Raw genomic sequence first — 19,563 nt, forward strand, 5'->3', positions numbered from 1 at the left:
ATTTCCCATCCCTTTATTTCTAGTATCCTTGTTCTTGGCGCTTAAAATTCACTTCATTTTTTGAGACGTACGCTTCTTCAATATGTTCAGCGGAAAAACCAAACATATCGCCAAGCGTCATGTAAGATACAAACATGTCCACATAGTTTTCTTTCGACTGATCCTGCTCGAAAGCAGCAACTTGTGCAAATACCTGTAAAAATTGTGCTGTTTTTGAATCGCTTGCTTTTGCATTTGGTAACTCAGTTAAATCAGCGTATCCTTTTTCAATCCCTAAAGAAAGGATAAAATGTACGCCGTCCACAAATTCTTCTAAAATAACAGCGTCTTCAGCCGGAGGTTTGACGCTCCAAAATTTGAAGCAGCGCGTTTCGTTTGCCAGCTCTCCGATTTCGACAAGCAGTGCTAAAAGCTTTCTCGGAACCAAGTTTTCCTTATGAAGCTCATGCTTGTCCTCTATATGCTGATCCAGCTGGCGCTGCATGGTAAATAGCTGTTGTAAATTCAATGTAATCACTCCTGTAATTATGTATATCTTCTTCTTTTTAAACCAATAAAGAAATTATATCAAAAATCATGAAACTTTTTAGAAACTCGAACGTAAAGTAAGAAAACTGTGCCTTGTAAAGGAGGGAGCGTTATGTTTGTTATTGTTATCGTTCGCGTGTTCATTTTCGCGCTTGTTGCTTACACACTATTAAAGCTGGTTCAGCATTTTCGCAGTCCAAAGCGGAAGCTTGTAGCAGCTCAGGAACATCAGCAATTTTTTGTTGTTGACGAAAAAACGAATATCCGCAAAAATTTTCTACTAACGTATAAAGGTATTTTATTTGAAGGAGAAAAATACAGCAATCCCAATGAACCAGAATCTTTGTCAATTACAATGGTGTTAACAGATCCATCTCGATTACATGAACTGCAAAAACAAGATTTCAAGCTGCTGGAAAGCCACGTACACGACATGTATCCAAATGCTCCTATTCGCTGGAAAAGCCCCGTTCGAGAATTTTTACACTGAGCACAAAATCATTTGTGCTCAGCTGATAACAAAAAAGAAAAGTAAGTCAAGAGCAGCAAGAATAGGAAAACCTACTTTAAACGATGTGTGCTTCGTTTTATGACGATAGCAATACATACCAATCAGTCCTCCGATGGCTCCTCCGACAACAGCTACCGTCCACAGTGTGCTTTCGGCAATTCTCCACTCATGTCTTTTCGCTTTTTGTTTGTCTCTATACATCATTCCTACCCCTACGATATTAATAACAATAAAATAGGTAAGCAGCAGTTCATTCATGATATGTCCTCCGATAGCAAAAAAGCCTCATCATCTAAAGATGACGAGACTTTATATTCATTACTTATCTAAGCCTTTTTTAGCAGCAGTTGCTAATTCAGCAAATGCTTTTTCATCAGCTACAGCTAAGTCAGCAAGCATTTTGCGGTTAACTTCAATACCTGCTAATTTTAAACCGTGCATTAAACGGCTGTAAGAAAGACCGTTCATACGAGCAGCTGCATTAATACGTGTGATCCATAATTTACGGAAATCACGTTTTTTCTGACGACGGTCACGATAAGCATACATGTGAGATTTCATAACTTGCTGATTAGCAACTTTATATAATCTATGCTTCGAACCGAAGAAACCTTTAGCTAATTTTAAAACTTTTTTACGACGTTTGCGTGTTACTGTACCGCCTTTTACGCGTGGCATAATTGTTTACCTCCTGTATTGTTTCTATCTCAACCCAAATTACTTAATGTTATCTAATAAGTGACGGATACGTTTGAAGTCACCTTTGCTTACTAAAGAACCTTTACGTAATTTACGCTTTTGTTTTGTAGATTTGTTAGCGAATAAATGGCTTGTGTAAGCACGAGCACGTTTTAATTTACCGCTTCCAGTCTTTTTGAAACGCTTTGCAGCGCCACGATGTGTTTTCATTTTTGGCATGGGGTGTTCCTCCTCGTTCTATTACTTCTCGTTTTTAGGTGCCAAGACTAAGAACATGCTGCGGCCTTCCATTTTAGGAGCCGATTCAACTGAACTTACATCTTCGCAAGCTTGTGAAAAACGTTCAAGTACTTTTTGGCCAATCCCTTTATGAGTAATGGCACGACCTTTAAAGCGAATAGACGCTTTCACTTTGTCACCTTTTTCAAGGAACTTGCGTGCGTTACGAAGTTTAGTGTTAAAATCATGTTCATCAATTGTTGGACTTAAACGAACTTCTTTTAAGTTTACAACTTTTTGGTTTTTACGAGCTTCTCTTTCTTTACGTTGTTGCTCATAGCGGAATTTACCGTAGTCCATAATACGACATACCGGCGGTTTCGCATTTGCAGCAACCATTACTAAGTCAAGATTTACTCGTGAAGCAATTTCTAATGCTTCATTTTTTGATTTAATTCCTAATTGTTCACCGTTTTGATCAATTAGACGAACTTCGCGAGCTCGAATGCCCTCGTTTACCATCATGTCCTTGCTAATAAGTAGCCACCTCCAAGGTTTAATGAGCGAATACGCTTGCTTAGACCGATTATTAACTCACACAAAAAAGTGTGAGTACATACTGCACCCACACTTCTATCGTTTTAATTAAGATACGATGTACCTGCTAACTGCTCTATGCGTCACTCAGGTGAGAAGCGGGTGCTTCTTCTTCTGTATAAACAAGTATTCAATTACTTAAGCTATTATAGTATCAACAAAGACAAAAGTCAATGATTTCGTTCTTTTTTTAACAACAAAAGTTATTGTATCAAAGGAAAAACATTTATGCAACAGTTTTTTATAAATGTTAGATAAAAAAGCAGAGAATTTCAATTCTCTGCTTTCTTCATTAACGAGATGCTTCTGCTTTTACATTTTGTAAAAAGGCTTGGAAATCCACTGTTTCTGAATTCTGCTCACCATATTTACGTACGTTTACTGCTTTATCCTCTACTTCTTTATCCCCTACAACAAGCATATAAGGAATTTTTTGCATTTGAGCCTCACGGATTTTATAGCCAATTTTCTCATCGCGAGAATCAAGTTCCACGCGAATACCCGCAAGCTGAAGCTGTTCTTGCACTTCTTTTGCATACTCAAGGTGAACCGTAGTTGATACCGGAATCACTTGAACTTGTACAGGTGCTAACCACGTTGGGAAAGCTCCTTTGTATTCTTCGATTAAGAAAGCTACAAAACGTTCCATTGTTGACACCACGCCGCGGTGAATAACAACCGGTCGATGTTGTTTTCCGTCTTCCCCTACATACGTTAAGTCAAAGCGTTCAGGAAGTAAGAAATCCAGTTGAACCGTAGATAGCGTTTCTTCTTTACCAAGAGCCGTTTTAACTTGAACGTCTAGTTTTGGACCGTAGAATGCCGCTTCGCCTTCAGCTTCATAATAATCAAGATCAAGCTCATCCATTGCGTCTTTTAACATACTTTGTGCTTTTTCCCACATTGCATCATCATCAAAGTATTTTTCTGTATCTTCAGGGTCACGGTAAGATAGACGGAATGAATAATTTTCAAATCCAAAATCTTTATAAACCGCTTCAACTAAGCGAACTACACGAATAAATTCTTCTTTGATTTGATCCGGACGTACAAAGATATGCGCATCATTCAGCGTCATGCCTCGAACACGCTGAAGTCCTGATAATGCTCCTGACATTTCATAGCGGTGCATCGTTCCAAGCTCAGCAATACGAATTGGAAGCTCACGATAGCTGTGAATACCTTGTTTGTAAACCATCATGTGATGAGGACAGTTCATTGGACGAAGAACAAGGTCTTCGTTATCCATTTCCATTGCAGGGAACATGTCATCTTGGTAGTGCTCCCAGTGACCAGACGTTTTGTAAAGTTCTACACTTCCAAGCACTGGAGTATAAACGTGCTGATAACCAAGGCTTACTTCTTTATCTACGATATAACGCTCGATAATACGGCGGATCGTCGCACCTTTTGGAAGCCATAAAGGCAGACCTTGTCCTACTTTTTGAGAATTTGTAAATAAGTTTAACTCTTTACCAAGTTTACGGTGGTCACGTTCTTTTGCTTCTTCAAGAAGACGAAGATGCTCGTCTAAATCTGCTTTTGTAAAGAATGCTGTACCATAAATACGCTGCAGCATTTGATTATCGCTGTCTCCGCGCCAATAAGCACCCGCCACGCTTAATAGTTTAAATTCTTTAATTTTACCTGTTGACGGCACGTGCACGCCTCGGCAAAGGTCAAAGAATTCGCCTTGTTGGTAAATCGTAACCTTTTCACCTGCTGGAATCGCATCGATCAATTCAAGCTTTAGTTCATCGCCAACTTCTTTAAAAAGTTGAATGGCTTCTTCACGAGAAACTTCTTTTCGTTCAATTTCAATATTTGAATTAACGATTTTTTTCATTTCTTTTTCAATTTTACCTAAATCTTCAGGAGTAATTGATTCTTCCATATCGATGTCATAGTAAAAACCGTTTTCGATAACCGGCCCTACACCTAGCTGTACTTTTGTATCTTTGTATAAACGTTTGATTGCTTGAGCCATTAAATGCGCTGTACTGTGACGCATAATTTCAAGCGCTTCAGGAGCATCTTGCGTAATGATTTCAAGACTGCCATCTTGTTCGATTGGCGTACGTAAATCCAGCAGCTCGCCTTTTACTTTGCCTGCTAATGCTTTTTTCTTTAATCCCGGGCTAATAGAAGCCGCAATATCTTCTGTTGATGATCCTTTTGGATACTCTTTCACAGCTCCATCAGGAAATGTCATTTTGATTACTTCTGACACAACTTTCCACTCCTTTAACATAACTGAATAAACTTTTTGTAAAAACAAAAAACTCGTCCCTTATCAAAAGGGACGAGTTGTGTATACACGCGGTACCACCCTTGTTTCCTCTTCGTATCTTGGATAACCCAAAGAACCCGAAGCGGCTCGAGGTTTTATAACGGAAATTCCGTCAGTAATTACTAGAGGCTCTGCTCGTTTACTACTGAAGTTTAGAGGTGGTAAGAATATATTCCGTGTTAGGAGATTTTCAGCCTGGATCTCCCTCTCTACAAACCGTAAATATACACTCATGTCCTCATCATAACTTGTAACATATAGCTGTTTTTTAATATGCATTTATTATATTCATTTTCAAAATAGAAATCAACCTTTCACGTTATATTTTGCTTTTGATCAAACGGAAATTCATTTTTTTCGTATAACATAACTTTTTCTTGAAAGATATTTTGAATGGTATAAACAAAATCATGATCATGCTGGTCGCTATACAGATGAATAGCAGCTGGAGATAAACTTAGCAAAGGCGCGATAATAGTTGAGTCTATGTATAATGATTCTTGTTCAGATAAAAAGGCCTCTGCTAGAGCTGCACATTCACGTTCAGGAACATACCTACTATTGTCGTACAACACAAACCTGTTTTTATTCAAGTGCATTACGTACACATCACCTGTAGATGACTGTCTTTCATTAGCTGCTTGACGCAGCTGATGAATAAGAATTTGATAGTCTTGTTCAAGCTTATATTCATCAATCGCCAGCTCGGCATAATAGCGCAGCCGCTCTTGATATTCTTTTAAACGGAATTGGAGAAAAGACTCAAAGGTGAATGTTACATTATGAATGAAGAAGTCTTGAAGAGCCTGGCGGATAAGTAATTCTCTTGGAAGAGAAAATGTTTTTTGCGGAATTTCGCCTCTCTCTCCTTCCATAATCCCCCCCATAATTTGAAGCAGCAAATCTTGCTCTTCCTCTTCTGAATAGAAAAATTGTTCTTTTAATATGTTTACCATCATCTTTTTTTCTTTCTTTTTTAAAATTACGTGGGTTAATACCGGTATCACCATGTCTTGTAAAATGGCCTCTCTATGGTATGTCTCATCAATGACTAAAAGCTGATTATTCACTAGCTTCAAGCACTGTGAACCATATGATAAAGCGCTTCGCTTCGCGCATAAAGACTCATATACAACGACTGCGTCTTCTACATATTTAAAGAATATTTTCATTCCTCATAGCCCCCCTTTGGACACGCTTTATTAATGTATATGGGGCAACATGCAAAAAAATGAGCAAGTCGTTACAAGAAATGTAAAACGACCTGCTCATCTATTTCGTTTATTCTCTCCATTCATTTCAACAGGAATGGCTAGAGACTTAATTCGTTCCATGACACGAGCGGCTTTGAGCTCTTCCTGCTCGCCTCTTTGGGTATAAGTCAAATGATGTTGAAGCTCTTTAAAATTTAAATTCGAGCTGAAAAATGTCGGCAAATTTTCGAGCATGCGGAATTGTAAAATGGTTCCGAGCACATCGTCTCGCATCCAGCTCGTTACGGATTCTGCTCCGAGATCATCAAGCATAAGAACCGGTACTTTTTTGACATACTCTATTTTCTCATTGAAGCTTTGATCTTGAAACGAACCTTTTAACTCACGCAAAAACTCCGGAACATACAGAATGGTAGATTTCACTTTCTTTTCGGCTAACGCATTGGCAATTGCTCCAAGAAAATACGTTTTCCCCACACCAAACGAACCGTGTAAATATAAAGCTTTCATTTTCTTATTTGGCTCATATTCTCGCACAAAATCTCTTACTAGTTTAATGGCTTCAAATCTTCCCTGCTCAATTTCGATATCAGACATTGTTGCCTGTAAAATTTCTTTCGGCACGTACATACACTGAATAAAAGATTCTTGTTCTTTTCGCTCATCTTCTTGTACTTTTCTAGGACAGCGTTCATACTGTAAATCAATATTACGGCCTTTTACAACCAGCTGAGGGTGGTATCCCTTCACCATGTTGACACAGCTTTGCAGAGAAGGACACTTGTCACAGCATTTGCTTTGGTCGATAAATTCATGCATCTTCATCAGACCTCGGTCGACCATTTGCTCATCTAACTCATGGCGATGCTCTTGCAAAAATGTTTTAACTTCAGGATCAGACAGGATACTGTTTCTTAATGCTTCTAAGCGTGCTTTAAAATCTTTTTTGTTCACTAACTGATTTAGTGAATCATTGATAGGCTTCATCTTTTTCACCTCGTCTCTATCATACCTGCTTTTTATTCTTTATGCTTTTGTTTTAGCTCTTGATCTAACTGCTTGAGCTCTTCTTGTAGCTTTCGTTTTTCTTCTTCAAATCCGTCCACTTCTTTTGAAGGCTGCTTTTTCTCTTCTTTTTCTTCATCGCTCAGCCACTCTGGCACCATTTCTTTACGCACAATCTTTCGTCCAGCCGTTTTTTTATTTTGCTTTGCTTCGGTCCAGTTCTGATATTCTTTCTGTTCATTTTTAGCTAAATTCATGGCATCTTGAACAGTTTGGACCTTTTTGCGCGCCCAGTGTCCAGCAATTTTCTCTACATAGCTCTTAGACAATTTCATATCGGATCTTAGCATAACATAGTAAATCAGAACATTTACTACCCCTGGTGAAAGTTTTTGGTTAAACATCACTTCTTCAATCATTTGCAAATCCGCTTTTGAAGGCTCTGCTCCCCCGGAAAACTCGATCAAAAGCTGTCGAGGAGAAGTCACTTCAAGCTGTTGAATAAGCTGCTCTTCTTTCGTCTGCGGCTGCTTTTCCTGCATAGTACGAAGCATGGGCGGCTGAATTTGTTCGCTTAGATTTGGAAGTGCTTCTCCATTTTCAAATTGGTAAAAGGACTGTGCTGCTTTTCTAAGTAATTCAATATCAACTTGATCGTTCTCATTTAGTGAATCGAGCACCACATTTTTCATTTGAAGAGGATCGATACCATATAAAAAAGCTAGCTTTTCAATCGCTTGTTTTACTTTAGATGTAATGGACCTTTTCGAAATCATTGAATCTGTTAGACCTGCTAAAAATAAATCAAAATCAAAGGAGTCCGGGCTCATCTCAATAGAAGCGCGTTTGGAGGAATCTACAAAGTCCGTTTGAGCATCAGGAGAAAATACATCCTTGCTTTCAGACTGAAAACTTGGAGCCAGCTCTGTTGCTTTAACTGATTTAAATACATCGTTAAATGAATGCGTGACATCTTTGAACGATTGGTCATCGACGAGTGAATCCGAAAAATAATTTTTCACTTTTTGAAAGATGGATTTTCCAAGTCGGTTATATAAATATACATTTAACACACCATCGTTAAAAAACTGATGGGGCATAAGAGGAGGAATGAGCTCATAAATGAACACACGAACATCATCTTCTTCCTTAATATATGTTTTTAACAAACCAATGCCTTCTAATTTTAACCGCTCATGGTAAATAGCTTTCAAATTAATTTGCATCATTGACATTAGATGATGATGCGTAGACTCTTTCCCCCATAAACGGTCTTGTTCCAGCTCGCTCCATAGCGTCATATACAGACCAAAGCACGTCGTACCCACCAACGGCTGATAGAGCATGGTTAAAATCTTTCGGTCGTATTCCTGCAGTATGCCGTTCGAACGAACAACATAACGATCGACGGGTATCATTTCTTTCCAATGTTGTTCTTTCATGTCGTTCCCTACCTACTTTTAAAGTAATAGAAATGACAAAAAAAGAGCCTAAAGAATACTTCAATAGCTCTTTTACAGTCGTTCCTTCTTAATTAAATCTTTTAATTCATCAATAAATACATTGATGTCTTTAAATTGTCGGTATACAGAAGCAAATCGAACATAAGAGACTTCATCGATAGCAGCTAATCGCTCCATCACCATTTCTCCTACCACATCTGACTGCACCTCTGATGTACCCTGACTGCGCAGCTCTGTTTCAATATCGTGTACGGTATCTTCTAATTGTTTTAAGCTTACTTGGCGTTTTTCACACGCCTTAATTAACCCTCGAAGGATTTTGTCTTTGCTGAACTCTTCTCTCGCTCCATCTTTTTTTACAACAATTAACGGAAGTTCTTCTACTTTCTCAAAAGTTGTAAAACGATAGTGACACTCTTCGCATTCACGTCTTCTACGAATAGAGCGGCCTTCTTCTACAGGGCGCGAGTCCAGCACTCTCGTTCCATTGTAATGACAGGATGGGCACTTCATATTCTCAGCTCCAATAATAAACCTTGTTTTTCTTTTTATTTTCTCTTATATAAGTTAATTTCCATCTATGTTAGCCGGCTATTCGCCATTTATTATGATTTTTATCATCATTTCCTTTAACAAACACGATGCTGTATTAAAGGATTTGCTTTATTCCATCTTATAGAAAACAAGGCTTGAATACAAGTAAAGGAAAAGGAATTTCCCCATTTTATTTCCTGAAATTCAAAAATGATAAGGAACTTACGAAGAAAGAGGAATAAGTTTTTGATCAAAGCTCTTATAAAGCGTACGTACAAGTTCTTTACTAAAACCAAAATCAACCGGCACCACTTTTGATTCTGTTGTAGCAGAAAAATCGATAGCGGTTTCAAGAGGACGTACGTTAATAATGGTAATCACAACAAAAGCTTTTCTTCCTTTTACAACGTTTAAGCTAATTTCTCCTCGCTCTTCATATGCAGCAAGTATCTCTATCCCTTGCATGTGCTTCAACATTTCATGAACTTGCTTAAATGCATTCCCAGCCGTTGTTTTATAATAATGCGTTTTTAGAGTCGGATCTGAATGGTGATCGCTTGTTTCTACATGATTAGAAAATAAAGATTTAACTGCTTGTACTACCCCCATGTTGTTATCCCCTTTGTTTTTGCGTATTAAAATTTTATATACTAAAAAGAGGTGTGTAATACACCTCTTAACTTACGTAATCAATCGACACTATTAAAGTGCATTCGCTTTAGTTTGTTTTACCTGAACAGGACCCATTCCACGTGGCAATTCAATTGTTTCACGTGTCTGTGCACTTAGAGCATCTGCAATATAATCTGCTGCGATTGTAGGATCTAAATGACCACAAGTATAAACATCGATACTTGCATAACCATGCTCTGGGAAGCTGTGAATCGTTAAATGTGATTCTGAAATAATAACAACGCCACTTACACCTTGAGGTGCAAATTTATGGAACGCTACTTCGCGAACTTCCGCACCAGATTTTAAAGCTGCATCAACAAACGTTTTTTCAATATAATCAATATCATTTAACTTATCGAAATCGCATCCCCATAATTCTGAGATGACATGACGACCCATTGTTTCCATAATGATATTTCCCCCTTTAACAATTTTTAATCGTTAAACATGAAGTTCTTTCGCCATATAGCATGTTAACTACCACGGGGGAAAGTTAGTCCAAAGAGGTCCTAACCCTTTAAGTAGCCACATCACCGAAAGGTACACAAGAAGTTCACGAAACATAGTATACTTTGTTTACATTTATTTTGCAATACGTGTTTTGATTTTATTAAAGATTGTTCTTGCAGATAGACCTATACAAATTACCCCTGTATTCTCGTGAGACAGTGTGTAAAAGCTTCTAAACGACTATTAATTTTTTATTAAAATTGAGGAAAATAAACACCCCTTTGCATGCTTATCTTATTGCTTTTCCCTATTCTTTTGAATAAAAACAAAAAAAACAGGGCGATAGCTCCCTGTTTTTTTAAAAGCAATCAATAGCTTTCTTAGCTTACTCTTATTTTTGATCCATTACGCATTTCTGCAGCAATATATCTTACCAAATCGACTACGCGCTGAGAGTAGCCCCACTCGTTATCGTACCAAGCTAACACTTTAATTTTATGATCTTCCATTACGATCGTGGATAGTCCATCTACAATAGCTGAATGAGGATTTGTATTAAAGTCAATTGATACGAGTGGTTCCATTGTTAAATTTAAAATGTTCTTTAATGGTCCTTCAGCAGCTTTAATAAATGCTAAATTAACATCTTCCATCGTCACAGGTTTCCTTACATCCACAACTAAATCAACAAGCGATACGTTCGGCGTTGGTACACGAAGCGCCATTCCATGAAGCTTTCCTTTTAAATGAGGAAGAACTAATGAAAGTGCCTTGGCTGCGCCAGTTGTTGTAGGAATAATTGATTGAGCACATGCACGGGCTCTTCGCAAATCTTTATGCGGATTATCGATATTCTTTTGATCATTTGTATATGCATGAACGGTCGTCATTAAACCGTTTTCAATTGTGAACGCTTCGTCTAGTACCTTGACAACTGGAGCTAGACAATTTGTCGTACAAGAGGCATTAGAAATAATGTTATGCTGATTCACATCAAACTCTCGTTCGTTTACGCCCATCACAATAGTAATATCTTCCTGTTTACCCGGTGCCGTTAACACAACTTTTTTCGCACCTGCTTCAATATGTAACTGCGCTTTTTCTCTTGAATTAAATTTCCCCGTTGCTTCAACAACTAAATCAATCCCAAGCTCTTTCCAAGGCAAATTCAGCGGATCACGTGAATTTAATAGCTGAATTCTTTTACCGTTAACAATTAGCGCATCATCATCACATTTGACATCTCCATTGAATGGTCCGTGTATAGAGTCATATTTGATTAAATGTGCTAACGTTTCTGCTGGATAAGATGCATTTATTGCAATAATATCTAAATTTTCCTCTATAATCGCTGTGCGAAACACCATTCTTCCTATTCTCCCAAAACCATTAATGGCAATACGTGCTTTCATGGCTATACCCCTCTCTATATGTGTTATACTATTTAACTTTTTATATTGAATAGTATAACATAAATATTTAAAAAGTGAATAATATTAATTTTTTTTAATAAATTATTTTAATTAAGTTTTACTATATGTATATAGCGAGAACAGATATTTAACACATTCTTTTTTAGAAGCCCTTAAATATTCCCAATAAAAAAAGAGTGAATGCAATCATTCACTCTTTAATCTAGCCATAGGGCTAATATACTTAAAAGCTGTTGTTTTGTTTCCTCTACAGGACCGTTGTTATTGATCACCGCATCGGCTAAGGCTACTTTTTGAATCAAAGGCAGCTGTGCATGGATACGCGCATAGGCATCCTCCGTCGAGAGATTATTACGCGATTTTAACCTTTCTAACTGCACAGACTCATCGACATATACAACCACTACTTTATCGACTAAGTGTGTCAAGTCACTTTCAAACAGTAGCGGAATATCTAATACAACGGCTTCGTAACCTTCCTCTATATAGCTTTCCTTTTGAGAAAGCATTTCTTTTCTTACGGCAGGATGTACAATTGCATTCAATTTTTTACGTTCTTCCTCTTGATAAAACACAATTTCCCCTAAAGCCGCTCGATTGATCTCCGCATTTTCGTGAAGAATAGCACGGCCGAACGTCTCGACAATTTGTTTGTATGCTTCTTTTCCTGGTTCTACGACGGCTTTTGCAATGTGATCAGCGTCGATTACTGGAATACTGATGTCTCGTAGCATTCCGGTTACCGTGCTTTTCCCGCTTGCAATTCCGCCTGTTAATCCAATTACAATTGACATTGGCCTCTCCTTTATCTCTTTATTTAAAATCTAAAAATACCTAAAATAATGAGCAGAACTCCTGGTACAAATGAGAACATTTTCATCCATGATAAACGTGAAAAAACCTTGCCAAACTGTATGCCCGCACTTAAAAAAAGAGAACTCATAAGAGCTACAGCAATTGCTAGAGCATACGGCGAATAACCTAATAAAGCCGCTCCAAACCCCGCTCCAAATGCATCAAGAGATAATGCAATTCCAAGTATAAATGCTTCAATACCATTGATGGAACCTGAATTATCTAAATCTGCTGCAATTGGCTTTTTCAATACGTTAATGACTAGGCCAATTGACTTAATTTCAATTTTCACTAATGTTTTTTCTTCTTTCACTCGAGGTGAATCTGCCGGACAAAAAAACTGGTATAAAATCCACATCCCAAGCAGAACAAGAATACCTCCGCCTACTTTATTTAGTACATCCACTGAAAATAGATGCGTAAGTACTTTTCCTAAAAACATAGAAAACATTAAAGAAAATGCTGAGCAACATGAAATAATAAAAATGGATTTCAGCGGGATTTTCACCTTTCGAAGTCCGTACGTCAGGCCAACGCTAAAGCTGTCAAGACTTACGGCAAAAGCAAGAATAACTAAAGAAAATGTTATCATGATGAGAGGACTCCTTTCCTTTCTGTCTATACGTAGTATATGAAAGGAGCCCATCCATTGTTATTTTTTAGCCGGCTGACAATTTGGGCAGATATGTGTTCCTCTACCGCCTACAACAAATTTTTCAATTGGAGTACCGCACATTTTACAAGATTCGCCTTTTCTTCCGTACACATAAAGCTGCTGCTGAAACATGCCTATTTGTCCCTGTGTGTTTACATACGTGCGAATTGTGCTGCCTCCTTGCTTCACAGCTTCTTGAAGAGTCGCTACAATTTCTTCGTGCAATTTTTCATACTCTTCGTCTGTTAGTTGGCTGGCCACTCGTTCAGGATGAATCCCTGAGCGAAACAGTGCTTCATCTACATAAATATTCCCAAGCCCAACCACGACATTTTGATCGAGTAAAACCGGCTTGATTTTTCGAGAAGTTTTGCCGATTCGCATTTTTAATTGACTTGGATTAAATGTTTCGTCAAACGGTTCAGGTCCAAGGCCAATAAGAGGAGGAAACAGATCTTCCTCTCCCTTTTTAAATAAGTGCATAGTACCAAACTTCCTTACATCCCGGTATCGCAATTCTGTTCCATCGGTGAAGTGAAAAAAGACGTGTACATGCTTATCTGGTTCTTCTGCATTCTCATGGAGAGCATATTTACCTTCCATACGTAAATGAGAAACCATCGTATAATCATCGAGCACAATTTTCAAAAACTTACCTCTGCGTTCAACATCTCGAATAGTTTGTCCAACAAGCGCGTCACAAAACTGTTCAACTTGTTCAGGACGTTTGATAATATTGGGCCATTTAACTGTTACACGCTCAATGGTCTTTCCACTGGCTAATTCAATTAACGTACGTCTGACGGTTTCAACTTCTGGTAATTCTGGCACGTTTGTCACATCCTTTTTCCACTACTTTGCTTCGTACCAAGTCTTTCCGTAAGAATAATCTACTTTCAACGGAACTTCTAGCTCTAAAGCGTTCTCCATTACTTCTGGTACGATTTTCTCTAAAATTTTAATTTCTTCTTCTGGGGCTTCAAAAATCAGCTCATCGTGTACTTGAAGCAGCAGCTTAGCCTGAAGATTTTCATCTTTTAAGCGCTTATCCATTTCAATCATTGCTTTTTTTATAATATCAGCTGCCGTCCCTTGGATAGGCGTATTCATCGCCGTACGCTCAGCAAAGCTGCGGAGGTTAAAGTTTCGGCTCGTGATTTCAGGCAAGTAACGTCGGCGGTGCAAGAGCGTTGTTACATATCCCTTTTCTTTTGCATCGCGTACAATCGTATCCATATACTCCTGTACACCAGGGAAGCTTTTTAAATAGCGTTCAATAAAAGTAGCCGCTGCTTTTCTCGTAATTCCTAAACTTTGCGATAAACCGTAATCACTGATGCCATAGACGATTCCAAAGTTAACTGCTTTAGCCTGACGGCGCATATTCGACGTTACTTCTTCTCTTTCGACGTGGAACACATCCATCGCTGTTTTCGTATGGATATCTAAGTCATGCTTAAACGCATCGATTAGCTTTTCATCATCTGCAATATGAGCCAGTACGCGCAGCTCAATTTGTGAATAATCCGCCGCAAATATTAACCAATCAGGCTGTGAAGGCACAAACGCACCTCTTATTTTTTTACCTTCTTCAAGACGAATCGGGATGTTTTGCAAGTTAGGATCTACTGAGCTTAATCTTCCCGTTTGAGTTAATGTTTGATTAAAGCGGGTATGAACTTTTCCATCGCTTTCATGAATAACCTTTTTTAATCCTTCAATATACGTAGACTGTAATTTTCCTAGCTGACGGTATTGTAAAATCTCTGGGATAATATCATGGGTACTAGCTAATTGCTCTAATACATCAGCTGATGTGGAATAGCCTGTTTTTGTTTTCTTTATGACTGGAAGCTGCATTTTTTCAAAAAGAACAACTCCTAGCTGCTTTGGCGAATTAATATTAAATTCTTGTCCAGCGTATTCGTAGATTTTCGCTTCAATTTTTTCAAGCTGTTCTCGAAGATCTTCGCCCATTTCATCTAAACGCGCCCGGTCAATTTTCACCCCTTGATATTCCATATCAGCAAGGACAATGGCAAGAGGCATTTCAAGCTTCTCAAACAGCTCAAACTGTTCATTTTCAACCAATTCTTTTTCTAACACTTCTTTTAAATAAGCGACGGCGGCTGCTTTTCTTATAACATGCTCAGCTAGCTGATCAGCTTCCGCAATGCTTCGCTTAGCTCCTTTTCCATACACAGCTTCATCTGATTGCACTTGATGATACCCTTTTAATTTTGCAATTGTCGCTAGGTCATCATTTGCCTCAGCAGGATTCAAGATGTAAGAAGCAATCATTACATCATGTTCAATTCCTTTAATTTCATGCCCCGCCCATTTTAACGATACAATCGTACGTTTTCCATTAAACACCGTCTTTTTTACACGTTCATCTTCTAACCATGCTTTAAATTTAGAAGATGAAAGAGCTGTATCTTTATCAATAAAATAGTGGCCATTTTTGTTGCTGATTCCGAAACCGAGCAGCTGATTGTGATGATAGTTTTCTTCGTATCCTTCTACAATAAGAGCTGCTTCGCTTGTTAACATATCATCGTGAACTTCCTGCGCTATTTCAAACGTCAGTTCTTCAAAATCTGCTTCCTCTTCTGCTGATTCACCAAATTTAGCAAGCAGAGAATTAAACCCAAGCTCTTTAAATAATGAGATGACCTTTGAAGATTCAAACCCGTCATACTTTGCATCTTCTACAGATACTTCAAGAGGCGCTTCGCAATAAATTGTTGCAAGCTTTTTACTCATGATGGCTGATTCACGATTATCTTCTAGCTTTTCTTTTAATTTTTTACCGCTGACTTGATCGATAGATTTCAATACATTTTCAACCGTTTCGAACTCTTTTAATAGCTTTAAGGCTGTTTTTTCGCCGACTCCAGGCACGCCTGGGATATTATCCGAGCTGTCCCCCATAAGGCCTTTCATATCAATAATTTGTGCAGCCGTAATACCATACTTTTCATCAATGGCTGCAGGCGTATAGGAATCGACATCCGTAATCCCTTTTCTCGTAATATCTACGGTTACATGTTCTGACACAAGCTGAAGTAAATCTTTATCCCCAGAAATGACTTTTACGGCCATTCCTTTTTGTTCAGCTTGTTTTGAAAGCGTACCGATAATATCATCCGCTTCATAATCAGGGAGTTCATAGCGCTTAATCCCATATGCATCTAATAACTCACGAATAAAGGGAAACTGCTCTGAAAGTTCAGGAGGCGTCTTTTGTCTTCCTCCTTTGTATTCTGTAAATGTTTTGTGGCGAAACGTTGTTTTCCCTGCATCAAATGCCACAAGTAAATGCGTCGGCTTCTCTTCCTCTAAGATACGTGTCAGCATTGTAGTAAAGCCATATATGGCATTTGTATGTATTCCTTTATCATTGTTTAAAAGCGGCAAAGCAAAAAATGCACGATAGGCAATACTATTCCCGTCAATTAATACTAGTTTTTGTGTCATTCATGTTCCTCCATTTCGCTCTCTTCTTATCTTACCTTTATTTTAGCAAACAATAAGCTTTAAGGACAAAAAGTACTCTTGAATTCAACGTTTTATTTTCATGTGGTGATAAGATTTGTCCATCATAAAATAAAAACACCGCCTAGTTATTTTAGGCGGTGTAACATGTGAATGGATAGAAAATGTCAAAAAGAATCGGCGAAAATAGCACGGTTAAAGCTATTTTCGCCTTACACATTGGCTCCTTGGATGAAGGGGTTTCCATGAAAAATTGTATCAATTAATTATTAAGCTACATTAAATAAATTGTAAAAGGAACGTAAACATTTTACATCTGCGGCAAATACTTGTGCAGCTTGACCGAAAAAGTTGTCCCTTTATTGACTTCACTTTTCACTTCAATTTCCCCTTTATGAGCTTCAACAAGATGTTTAACAATTGCTAATCCAAGACCTGTTCCTCCGGAATTACGGCTTCTTGCTTTATCTACTCGGTAAAAGCGCTCAAAAATACGTGAAATTTCATCAGAATCAATACCGATACCTGTATCTTGAACATGAACTGTAATCGTTTCTTCTTCCTCTTCAAGCGAAACGTGAACAGTTCCTCCAGGCATTGTATACATGAGCGCATTGCCGATTAAGTTAACAAACACTTGCATAAGGCGCTGACTGTCACCATCAATCCACGCTTCTTCAGGAAGCGTATCTAACGTTAGCGTGATTTCTTTTTCAGTCGCTCGGTTTGATAGCACTGTTATGACCTCATAGAGAAGGGTATTCAAATCTACTGAATGAATGCTTAGCTTAAACCCTTGCTGTTCAACTTTAGACAAATCTAAAAGATCTTGAATCAAGCTCTCCATGCGCTGACTTTCCGTTAAAATGATAGATAGAAACTGCTGGCGCAGCTGTGGATCTTCCATGGCACCGTCTAACAATGTCTCACTAAACCCTTTTATAGACGTAATAGGAGTTTTTAGTTCATGAGACACATTTGCTACAAAGTCACGCCGAACTTGTTCTAGCTTTTTCAGCTCGGTAATATCATGGAAAACAAGCACAATCCCTTTCCATTCATCGTTTAAGCCAATAATCGGCGCTCCGTAAACATCAAAATATCTTCGTTCAATATTTAAAGGCAGAACCACTTGTTTTCGAACCTTTACTTCCGTCATAAATATTTTTTCCACAAGCTTAATGATTTCTTTATGCTCAAATACCTCGTAATACAAATGATAAAGGAAGTCATCCGGATGTATATGAAACTGCTCTTTATAAGCTCGATTTACTAAGTTTATATAGCCTCGACTATCGATAAGAAGCATGCCGCTTCCCATATTTTCAATTAGCGTGCGCAGCCTGTCCTGCTGCATTTCTTGATTAGTGATAGACTCTTGCAGATTACGAGCAAGTGCGTTAATAGACTGACTCAGCATCCCTGTTTCATCTACATAATCTTCATATGTACGAGCTTTATAATTCCCTTTTGCAAGTTCCATAGCCACTTTGGTTGCCGATTCAATAGGACGGGTATAGCGTCCCATAATCTTTACACCTAAGAGTAAAATCACAATCAAAGCTAAACCTAAGCTTCCAATAAGAAGGCCCCAAATTTGCTGATTTACTTGTTTCAATGAATCAAACGATGTACTCAGCACAACAAATCCCTCTTGCTTACCTTCTATAATAAGCGGGATACCATAGTAATATAAGTCGTAATCTTCTTTAATTTGATCAAAGCTTTTTTTACTGTTTAACTGCTTTTTTAATACTTGTTGGATTACGATACTTTTTTCGATTCTTTGCTGCTTGCTACCTGGATTTGAGTCAACTAATATTTTTCCGTCTTTTTGAACGATAGTCGTTCGTACACTTAACGAATGGCTGATTTGATCAACTTTAGATTTTAAAGCAGGACTTGTGATACCTTCTTCGCTAATGTACATTTCTACAAGCTTTGCCTCTTTTTCCATTCGCTCTTGAAACGTCTGAAAATAAAAGTTTTTAAACAACTGTCCCAGCAGCAGGCCAAGACCTACTAATACAATAATAATAAGTACTAATAGAGCCAAAAGTAGCCTTGAACGAAATTTATTCATCTACCTTTGGTTCCTCCAGCTTATATCCTAATCCTCTAATCGTTTTTATATAAACAGGTTTTCGCGTATTGTGTTCGATTTTCTCACGCAAATGGCTGATGTGCACATCTACAATTCGCGTATCTCCGGCAAAATCATAATTCCACACTGCACTTAGTAGCTGATCACGAGTTAATACCCGCCCTTTGTATTTTGCCAAATATAATAATAACTCAAATTCTTTTGGAGTAAGCTCAAGCTGCTCTTGATTAAAGTAGGCCTCATAATGATCTGGAAGAATTTTTAAATCACCGATCGTGATGCGCTCGCCATCTTCCTCTTGTTCATTTTCCTGAGCAATAATTTGTGTTCTGCGTAAAATGGCTTTTACACGCGCCACTACTTCTCGAGGACTAAATGGTTTCGTCATGTAGTCATCTGCGCCAAGCTCTAGCCCTAATACTTTGTCGAACTCATCGTCTTTTGCAGTTAACATTAAAATAGGCGTCATCACTTTTTGCTGACGAAGCTTTTTACAAACTTCAATTCCATCCATCTTAGGAAGCATCAAGTCTAACACAATTAAATCCGGTTTTCCTTCTAGTGCCTTGTTGTATCCTTCTTCCCCATCTTCAGCTGTTTCTACTGTAAAGCCAGCTTGTTGTAAATTATATTGTAATAATGTTGAAATTGATTGTTCATCATCTACGACTAATAATTTCTTACCCATATTAACGATATAAGCCTCCATCTAGTTAAATTAAACCGCAGCTTCATCCAAATGATATTATTTTCTATTTATCTTCTCTTATCATACAATGTTTTAGCCTCGTTCTCCAATACATTTCAACATTTTCAGAAAATATGATCAAACA

At 38.0% G+C, this 19,563-nt stretch carries 20 protein-coding genes and 2 other annotated features; of the genes, 1 reads left to right on the forward strand and 19 read right to left on the reverse strand.

The genetic code is table 11. From position 1 onward, the window contains the following. Positions 1–19: 19 nt before the first annotated feature. Positions 20–508, reverse strand: a complete 489-nt coding sequence (locus tag LJC66_RS24090; protein ID WP_230933668.1) for a dUTP diphosphatase — start codon at positions 506–508, stop codon at positions 20–22. A gap of 132 nt (positions 509–640) precedes the next feature. Between LJC66_RS24090 and LJC66_RS24095 the strand changes: the two genes are divergently transcribed. Beyond that, positions 641–1,018, forward strand: a complete 378-nt coding sequence (locus LJC66_RS24095; protein ID WP_016765696.1) for a hypothetical protein — start codon at positions 641–643, stop codon at positions 1,016–1,018. A gap of 18 nt (positions 1,019–1,036) precedes the next feature. Here LJC66_RS24095 and LJC66_RS24100 read toward each other — a convergent pair whose 3' ends face one another. The 18 genes from LJC66_RS24100 to LJC66_RS24185 form a co-directional block, all read right to left on the reverse strand. Next, complete coding sequence (locus tag LJC66_RS24100; protein ID WP_195695829.1) at positions 1,037–1,297, reverse strand: DUF1294 domain-containing protein; 261 nt, start codon at positions 1,295–1,297, stop codon at positions 1,037–1,039. Positions 1,298–1,357: 60 nt separating this feature from the next. Beyond that, entirely contained in the window at positions 1,358–1,717 is a 360-nt protein-coding gene (gene rplT / locus LJC66_RS24105) for a 50S ribosomal protein L20 (protein WP_013059425.1), read from the reverse strand. Positions 1,718–1,756: 39 nt separating this feature from the next. Next, positions 1,757–1,957 carry a 50S ribosomal protein L35 gene (rpmI, locus tag LJC66_RS24110; RefSeq protein ID WP_013059426.1) on the reverse strand — a complete coding sequence of 67 codons (201 nt, stop codon included), beginning with the start codon at positions 1,955–1,957 and terminating at the stop codon, positions 1,757–1,759. 21 nt (positions 1,958–1,978) lie between these two features. Next, positions 1,979–2,482: a translation initiation factor IF-3 gene (gene infC, locus LJC66_RS24115; RefSeq protein ID WP_013059427.1), complete on the reverse strand. Its 504-nt coding sequence runs from the start codon at positions 2,480–2,482 to the stop codon at positions 1,979–1,981. Between the two features lie 69 nt (positions 2,483–2,551). Next, positions 2,552–2,674: a sequence feature (ribosomal protein L20 leader region), on the reverse strand. A gap of 172 nt (positions 2,675–2,846) precedes the next feature. Beyond that, positions 2,847–4,805, reverse strand: coding sequence for a threonine--tRNA ligase (thrS, locus tag LJC66_RS24120; RefSeq protein WP_374199263.1), 1,959 nt, complete (start codon positions 4,803–4,805; stop codon positions 2,847–2,849). Between the two features lie 44 nt (positions 4,806–4,849). After that, positions 4,850–5,098: a binding site (T-box leader), on the reverse strand. A 60-nt stretch (positions 5,099–5,158) separates the two neighbouring features. Beyond that, complete coding sequence (ytxC, locus tag LJC66_RS24125; protein WP_195695827.1) at positions 5,159–6,016, reverse strand: sporulation protein YtxC; 858 nt, start codon at positions 6,014–6,016, stop codon at positions 5,159–5,161. A 96-nt stretch (positions 6,017–6,112) separates the two neighbouring features. After that, positions 6,113–7,045: a primosomal protein DnaI gene (gene dnaI / locus LJC66_RS24130; RefSeq protein WP_195695826.1), complete on the reverse strand. Its 933-nt coding sequence runs from the start codon at positions 7,043–7,045 to the stop codon at positions 6,113–6,115. 32 nt (positions 7,046–7,077) lie between these two features. Next, a complete protein-coding gene (locus tag LJC66_RS24135) occupies positions 7,078–8,505 on the reverse strand; it encodes a replication initiation and membrane attachment family protein (RefSeq protein ID WP_195695825.1) in 1,428 nt (475 codons plus the stop codon). A gap of 72 nt (positions 8,506–8,577) precedes the next feature. After that, a complete protein-coding gene (gene nrdR, locus LJC66_RS24140; RefSeq protein ID WP_013059432.1) occupies positions 8,578–9,039 on the reverse strand; it encodes a transcriptional regulator NrdR in 462 nt (153 codons plus the stop codon). Positions 9,040–9,282: 243 nt separating this feature from the next. Then, a complete protein-coding gene (locus tag LJC66_RS24145; RefSeq protein ID WP_013085185.1) occupies positions 9,283–9,669 on the reverse strand; it encodes a hypothetical protein in 387 nt (128 codons plus the stop codon). A gap of 93 nt (positions 9,670–9,762) precedes the next feature. Beyond that, positions 9,763–10,143, reverse strand: coding sequence for an adenosylmethionine decarboxylase (gene speD, locus LJC66_RS24150; protein WP_013059434.1), 381 nt, complete (start codon positions 10,141–10,143; stop codon positions 9,763–9,765). Positions 10,144–10,565: 422 nt separating this feature from the next. Next, positions 10,566–11,597, reverse strand: a complete 1,032-nt coding sequence (locus LJC66_RS24155; RefSeq protein WP_013059435.1) for a glyceraldehyde-3-phosphate dehydrogenase — start codon at positions 11,595–11,597, stop codon at positions 10,566–10,568. Positions 11,598–11,815: 218 nt separating this feature from the next. Continuing rightward, the gene (gene coaE, locus LJC66_RS24160; RefSeq protein ID WP_230933670.1) at positions 11,816–12,412 is read right to left on the reverse strand and encodes a dephospho-CoA kinase; all 597 of its coding nucleotides are present in this window, start codon (positions 12,410–12,412) and stop codon (positions 11,816–11,818) included. Between the two features lie 23 nt (positions 12,413–12,435). Further along, positions 12,436–13,065, reverse strand: coding sequence for a sporulation membrane protein YtaF (ytaF, locus tag LJC66_RS24165; RefSeq protein ID WP_195695824.1), 630 nt, complete (start codon positions 13,063–13,065; stop codon positions 12,436–12,438). 60 nt (positions 13,066–13,125) lie between these two features. Then, positions 13,126–13,959 carry a DNA-formamidopyrimidine glycosylase gene (gene mutM, locus LJC66_RS24170; RefSeq protein ID WP_195695823.1) on the reverse strand — a complete coding sequence of 278 codons (834 nt, stop codon included), beginning with the start codon at positions 13,957–13,959 and terminating at the stop codon, positions 13,126–13,128. 21 nt (positions 13,960–13,980) lie between these two features. After that, complete coding sequence (polA, locus tag LJC66_RS24175) at positions 13,981–16,608, reverse strand: DNA polymerase I (RefSeq protein ID WP_116372542.1); 2,628 nt, start codon at positions 16,606–16,608, stop codon at positions 13,981–13,983. Positions 16,609–16,936: 328 nt separating this feature from the next. After that, positions 16,937–18,709, reverse strand: coding sequence for a two-component system histidine kinase PnpS (gene pnpS / locus LJC66_RS24180; protein WP_102813835.1), 1,773 nt, complete (start codon positions 18,707–18,709; stop codon positions 16,937–16,939). Continuing rightward, a complete protein-coding gene (locus LJC66_RS24185; RefSeq protein WP_230933671.1) occupies positions 18,702–19,418 on the reverse strand; it encodes a response regulator transcription factor in 717 nt (238 codons plus the stop codon). The genes pnpS and LJC66_RS24185 overlap by 8 nt, the downstream gene beginning before the upstream one ends. Between the last annotated feature and the right edge of the window lie 145 nt (positions 19,419–19,563).

It is taken from the genome of Priestia sp. TSO9, from assembly GCF_021029645.1.
Classification (GTDB): Bacteria; Bacillota; Bacilli; order Bacillales; family Bacillaceae_H; genus Priestia; species Priestia megaterium_E.